We start from the raw sequence: 7,553 nt of genomic DNA on the forward strand, positions 1-7,553 counted from the left end.
GACAATGGGCAGCAGCAGACACCAGAGCTCAAAGGGGCCGTGGCCGTGCTGTTACCCCTTGCGAGTGCACAGAAAGACCAATTTATACCTCAGCATATCGCCAACCTGCTGTGGGCCATGGCGAAGCTGGTGGACAACGGGCAAGAGCGGACATCAGTTTTCAAGGGAGCCATAGCCGAGCTGTTGCCCCTCGTGAACGCACAGAAAGGCCAATTTAATGCCCAGGGCATTACCAGCCTGCTGTGGGCTATGGCGAAACTGGTAGACAGCGGGCAGGAGCGAACACCGGAGCTCAACGAGGCCGTGGCTGCGCTATTGCCCCTCGTGAACGCACAGAAACACCAATTTAATGCCCAGAGTATCGCCAACCTGCTATGGGCCATGGCGAAACTGCTGGACAACGGGCTGGATAGGATATCAGAGCTAAAAAAGGCCGTGGCCGCGCTGTTACCATACGTAAACACACAGAAAGCTCAATTTAAACTACAGGAAATCGCTAACTTGCTGTGGGTCATGGCAAAACTGGTGGACAACGGGCAGAAACAGACGCCAGAGTTCAATGAGGCCGTGGCCGCGCTGTTGCCTCATGTGAACGCACAGAAAAGCCAATTTAATGCGCAGGATATCGCCAACTTGCTGTGGGCCATGGCGAAACTGGTGGACAACGGGCAGGAGCGGACACCAGGACTCAAAGCGTCCGTCGCCGCGCTGTTGTCCCAAGTGAACGCACAGAAAGACCAATTTACTGCCCAGGGTATTGCCAACCTGCTGTGGGCCACGGCGAAACTGGTGGACAACGGGCAGGAGCAGACACCAAGTCTCAAAGGGGCCGTGGCCGCGCTGTTGCCCTACGTGAACCCACCGAAAGACCGATGTACGCCTCAGCATATCGCCAACCTGCTGTGGGCCATGGCGAAACTGGTGGACAACGGGCAGGAGTGGACACCAGAACTCAACGAAGCCGTGGCCACGCTATTACCCCACGTGAGTGCACAGAAAGATCAATTTATTCCACAGGAAATCGCTAACCTACTGTGGGCTATGGCGAAACTGGTTGACAACGGGCATGAGCAGACACCTGAGCTCAACAAGGCCGTGACCGTGCTGTTGCCCCAGGTGAACGCACAGAAAGCTAACTTTAACCCACAGGAAATCGCTAACCTGCTGTGGGCCATGGCGAAACTGGGTGAGCTCGTTGAGCTGAACGTAGCTACATCCACGTTCGAATCGCTTGTCTACAAAATCAGTGAAACCCCCCAGCTCTCTCAGCAAACAATATTGTTGTCTCTCTGGGGAGTAATGGTGTGCTGTGCCAGGTTGTCTATGGTCTCCACTGCCAATAAAAATAATGTGCTTGAAAAACACATGGATGACCTGTTTACTCGCCTGGGAAATACATTCCCCGACAATGATGATGATCAATCCATCATTGCCCTGGCCGCAAGTTGGCTTGGGAGAGCGTCCCCAGTCGTCCCCCATTACCAGACTACCGTATCAAAACGTCAATCCGACTTTCGCGATCAGCTCCAATCATGCGTTCCCTCTTTGCAGATTGAAGAAGAAAAGAGTCTGAACTCATTACCCCCGGTTGACCTGCTGCTGCCAGATCACAACATGGTGATTGAAGTTCAGGGCCCCTCTCATTATGTGGGTGGTGATTTCAACACCAGAAATGGTTCGACTCTGCTGAAAATCGCACTGTTGCAAAAAGCAGGATTTGAGGTCATTGAAATTCCGGTTAACAGGCTTTTGAATCAAGATTTAATGAAACCATATATTGATCAAATAAAGACCAGGGCAGGCATCCTGCCACAGGAGCATGGCTCTGTATCACTTAAAAGAAGGTGGGCAGATCAGGAATACATTACTGCTGATAAAGGCAGGCAACCCTCAGATCATGGTTACTTGACTGGCAAAGAACCTTCAGAAGAGCAAATCGGCAAACCAGCAAAGAGGAAGAGAAAAAACAGCCAGTAATTTCTGCCCTTCGATCATGACTCAAGAACCATTTGCACATTCCCGGGAAAGAATGCCAGCGTTGAATATCTGTTACCCATGCGTCCTGCCCCGGATGATTTGAAAATAACGGAGACACCAGGAGCCTGTCCGAGAATAGACTGCCCTACTGCGGTGGCAGCAAAATGAACTTCTGAACAGAGCAGCAGTCTGCTTTTTATATTCTCATGAATTAATGAAATATAATTATGCATAGAACCTCTGCTGGCATCAGTGGTAGATACGTAAGATCAGATAATAATTACAATCAACCGGAAAACCATGTCGCTTATTCAGAGCGTGGACAGTATAGACATGCCAACGTCAGAAAGAGAGATAATATCCCCCGCACTACTCCGGAGCGTAATGAATTTTACCACGCTTCTGCCCCATACTTTGCCCAAAACCTGCCGTGCCGTTCAATAAACCCTGCTCAAGATTTCCATGCCCTCATCAAACAGGAAGTAATGGATGAACTGGTGAGTAAATCGGATCATTTCGGTTATCGTTATGATGGGAAAAATCACAGTCAATATGCCAATTCAATCAAGAGATACACATTAGCTTCGCAAAGCCCCTTAACCCGAGCGGAACAAAGCCAGCTGATGATTTTTTTGCAAGATTATACCGCCACACGGCGTTGGAGTTGGCGAAGCCTGACAACAACACTTCATTCATTTACTTCAGCGGGTGTTTTTACCCCTCATAAACCCGTGGATGTTCGTGTCAGGCACACTCAGGGCACCTTATTGTCAACGCTGTTTGATGCAATAGTATTCAAGTGCAACCGAAAAGCTGCAGCGTGGGATATTGATGCCCAGGGAATCACCAACCTGCTGTGGGCCATGGCCAAACTGGTCGACAGTGGGCAGGAGCGAACACCAGGCCTCATCAAGGCTATGGCCGCGTTGTTGCCCCATGTGAACGCACAAAAAGATCAATTTAATGCTCAGGGGATCACCAACCTGCTGTGGGCCATGGCGAAACTGGTGGTCAACGGGCAGAAGCGGACTCCGGGGATCAATGAAGCCGTGGCTGCGCTGTTGCCACATGTGAACCTACAGAAAGCGAACTTTAAACCATGGGGAATCGCCAGCCTGCTGTGGGCCATAACCAAACTGGTTGAACACGGACAGGAGCGAACACCAGAACTCAACAAAGCCCTGGCTGCGTTGTTGCCCCAGGTAAACGCACAGAAAACTGACTTTAAACCACGGGAAATTGCCAACCTGCTGTGGGCCATGGCGAAACTGTTGGACAACGGGCTGGAGCAGACACCAGAGCTTAAAGCAGCTGTGGCCGCACTGTTGCCCTGTGTGAACGCACAGAAAGGCCTATTTAATGCGCAGGATATCACCAACCTTGTCTGGGCCATGGCGAAACTGCTGGACCACGGGCTGGAGCAGACAACAGATCTCAGCGAGGCCGTAACCGTGCTATTGCTGAACGCACTAAAAACCAACTTTAAACCACAGGGTATCGTCAACCTGCTGTGGGCCATGGCAAAACTGGTGGACACCGGGCTAAAGCAGACCACCGATCTCAGCGAGACCATCGCCGTGCTATTGCCCCACGTGAACGCACAGAAGGACCAATTTAATTCTCAGGGTATCGCCAACCTGCTGTGGGCCATGGCAAAACTGGTGGACAACAGGCTGGATCAGACAGCAGAACTCAAAGAGGCCGTGGCCGCGTTGCTGCTTCGCGTGAACGCACAGAAAGAACCATTTATTCCTCAGCAAATCGCCAGCCTGCTATGGGCCATCGCGAAACTGGTGGAAAACAGGCAGGAGTGGACACCAGAACTCAACGAGGCTGTGGCCACGCTGTTGCCCCATGTGAACGGACAAAAAGACCAGTTTATGGCCCAGTATATCACCAACCTGATGTGGGCCATGGCAAAACTGGTGGACAACGGGCTGGAGCAGACAGCAGAACTCAAAGAGGGCGTGGCCGCGCTATTGCCCAACGTGAAGGCACAGAAAGCTGATTTTGAACCACAGGGTCTCGCCAACCTGCTGTGGGCCACGGCAAAACTGGTGGACCACGGGCAGGAAAGGACGCCAGAGCTCAACGGCGCTCTGGCCGCGCTGTTGCCTCACGTGATGGCACAAAAAGCTCAATTTAAACCAAAGGAAATCGCCAACCTGCTGTGGGCCATGGCGAAACTGGTGGACAACAAACAGGAGCGAACAACAGCACTCGAAAGGACCGTGGCCGCGCTGTTACCTTATGTGAACGCTCAGAAAAGCCAATTTAATGCACAGGATATTGCCAACCTGCTGTGGTCCATGGCAAAACTGGTGGACAACGGACAGGACCGGACACCAGAGCTCACCCAGGCCGTGGCGGCACTGTTGATTCACGTGAACCCACAGGAAAAACAATTTATTCCCAAGCATATCGCCAGCCTGCTGTGGGCCATGGCGAAACTGGTGGACAACGGGCTGGAGCAAACATCACGGCTCTACGAGGCTGTGGCCGTGCTGTTGCCCATGGTAAACGCACAGAAAGACCAATTAACTCCCCAGCATATCACCAACCTGCTGTGGGCCATCGCGAAACTGGTGGACAACGGGCTGGAGCGAACACCGGAGTTTAACCAGGCTGTGGCCGTGCTGTTGCCTCATGTGAAGGCGCAGAAAGACCAATTTAATGCTCAGGGTATTACCAACCTGCTCTGGGCCATGGCGAAACTGGTGGACACCAGACAGGACCAGACACCAGAGTTCAACGAGGTCGTGGCTGCGCTGTTGCCCCACGTGAACGCACTGAAGGACCAATTTAATCCTCAGGGTATCGCCAACCTGCTGTGGGCCGTGGCCAAACTGGGTGAACTCATTGAGCTGAAAGAGTTTACCACCACGTGCGAATCGCTTGTCTACCAAATTCGTGAAACTCCCCGGCTCTCTCAGCAAACCCTATTGATGTCTCTCTGGGGCGTCATGGTATGCTGCGCCAGGTTGTCTCTCGCCACTGCCAATAAAAATAATGATGTGCTTGAAAAACTCATGGATGACCTGTTTACTCGCCTGGGAAATACATCCCCCGACAATGAAGAGGATCAATCCATCATGGCCATGGCCGCAAGTTGGCTTGGCAGGACGTGTCCGGTCATCCCCCATTACCAGACAACCATTTCAATACCGCAATCCAATTTCCGTGATCAACTCCAATCATGCATTCCCTCTTTAAAGATTGAAGAAGAAAAGTGTCTGAACTTGTTGCCTCCGGTTGACCTGCTACTGCCAGATCACAACATGGTGATTGAAATTCAGGGACCATCTCATTACGCAAGTGCTGATTTCAAAACCAGGAATGGTTCGACTCTGCTGAAAATCGCTCTGCTGAAAAAATCAGGATTTGAAGTCATTGAAATCCCGGCCAACATGCTTCGGAATCAGGATTCAATGAAATTATATATTGACCGGATAAAGGCCAGGGCAGGCATCGGGCCACAGGGTCATTCTGTATCATGATTTGGCAATAACGAATGGGTGGCATCAGGAGTAGATGAGTATCCCCAACCGTGTGGTTTTATCGATATTTCAGCAAAATGAACTTCTGAACAGAACAGCAGTCTGCTTTTTATATTTTCATGAATTAATGAAATATAACTATGCATAGAAGCTCTGCTGGTATCGGTGGTCAATACGCAGGATCCGGTAATAATTACCACCAACCGGATGACCGTGCCGCTTATTCAAGGCGTGGACAATTTAGACATGCCACCGTCAGAAAGAGGGATAACATCCCCCGCACGACTCCGGGACGTAATGAATTTTACCACTCTTCTGCCCCATATTTTGCCCAAAACCTGCCGTGCCGTTCAGTAAACCCTGCTCAAGATTTCAATGCCCTCGTCAAACAGGAAGTAGTGGATGATCTGATGAGTAAATCTGATCGTCTCGGCCATCGCTATGATGGGAAAAATCACAGTCAATATGCCAATTCAATTAAAAGATACACGTTAACTTCTCAAAGCCCCTTAACCCGAGCGGAACAAAGCCAGCTGATGCTTTTTTTGCAAAATTATACAGCCACACGGCGTTGGAGTTGGCGAAGCCTGACAACAACACTTCATTCATTTACTTCAGCGGGTGTTTTTACCCCTCATAAACCCGTGGATGAGCGTGTCAGGCAAACTCAGGTTGCCTTATTGTCAACGCTACTTGATGCAATAATATTCAAGTGCAACCAAAAACCTCAAGCCTGGGACATTGATGCCTGGGGAATCGCCAACCAGCTGTGGGCCATGGCGAAACTGGTAGACAGCGGGCAGGAGCGAACACCAGAGCTCAACGAGGCTTTGGCCGCGCTGTTGCCCCATGTGAATGCACAAAAAGATCAATTTAATGCTCAGGGGATCGCCAACCTGCTGTGGGCCATGGCGAAACTGGCGGTCAACGGGCAGGAGCGGACTCCAGGGCTCAATGAGGCCGTGGCCGTGCTGTTGCCACATGTGAACATACAGAAAGCGAATTTTAAACCACAGGGAATCGCCAACCTGCTGTGGGCCATAACAAAGCTGGTTGAACACGGGCTGGAGCGAACACCAGAGCTCAACAAGGCCGTGGCCGCGTTGTTGCCCCAGGTATACGCACAGACAACTGACTTTAAACCAAGGGAAATTGCCAACCTGCTGTGGGCCATGGCGAAACTGGTGGACAACGGGCTGGAGCAGACACCAGAGCTTAAAGAAGCTGTAGCCGCGCTGTTGCCCTGCGTGAACGCACAGAAAGGCCTATTTAATGCGCAGGATATCGCCAACCTTCTTTGGGCCATGGCAAAACTGGTGGACCACAGGCAGGAGCAAACACCAGGGCTCAAAGAGGCTCTGGTTGCATTGTTGCCCCACGTGAACGTACAGAAAGCTCAACTTAACCCCCAGGGAATCGCCAACCTGCTATGGGCCATGGCGAAACTGGTGGATAACGGACTGGAACAGACAACAGATCTCAGCGAGGCCGTAGCCGTGCTATTGCCCCACGTGAACGCACAGAAAGCTAACTTTAAACCACAGGGTATCGCCAACCTGCTATGGGCCATGGCAAAACTGGTGGACAACGGGCTGGATCAGACAGCAGAACTCAAAGAGGCCGTGGTCGCGTTGCTGCTTGGCGTGAATGCACAGAAAGAACAATTTATTCCTCAGCAAATCGCCAGCCTGCTGTGGGCGATCGCGAAACTGGTGGACAACAGGCAGGAATGGACACCAGAGTTCAACGAGGCTGTGGCCGCGCTGTTGCCTCATGTGAACGGACAAAAAGACCAGTTTATTGCCCAGCATATCACCAACCTGATGTGGGCCATGGCAAAACTGGTGGACAACGGGCTGGAGCAGACAGCAGAACTCAAAGAGGGCGTGGCCGCGCTATTGCCCATCATGAAGGCACAGAAAGCTGATTTTGAACCACAGGGTATCGCCAACCTGCTGTGGGCCACGGCAAAACTGGTGGACCACGGGCAGGACAGGACTCCAGAACTCAACGGGGCTCTGGCCGCGCTGTTGCCTCACGTGACTGCACAGAAAGCTGAATTTAAACCAAAGGAAATCG

General features: G+C 51.5%; 3 protein-coding genes. All 3 read left to right on the forward strand.

Annotation, left to right across the window (positions count from 1 at the left end):
• The coding region (locus tag ACO6V1_RS21460) for a DUF1601 domain-containing protein (protein ID WP_422468438.1) at nt 1-1,977 on the forward strand (1,977 nt) is incomplete at its 5' end.
• Between the two features lie 227 nt (nt 1,978-2,204).
• Nucleotides 2,205-5,474, forward strand: a complete 3,270-nt coding sequence (locus ACO6V1_RS21465) for a DUF1601 domain-containing protein (protein WP_422468440.1) — start codon at nt 2,205-2,207, stop codon at nt 5,472-5,474.
• A gap of 140 nt (nt 5,475-5,614) precedes the next feature.
• Nucleotides 5,615-7,553: DUF1601 domain-containing protein (locus ACO6V1_RS21470; protein ID WP_422468442.1), on the forward strand; the 1,939-nt coding region annotated here is incomplete at its 3' end.

This window comes from Endozoicomonas sp. ALC013 (assembly GCF_049310205.1).
In the GTDB taxonomy this organism is placed as follows: Bacteria; Pseudomonadota; Gammaproteobacteria; order Pseudomonadales; family Endozoicomonadaceae; genus Endozoicomonas.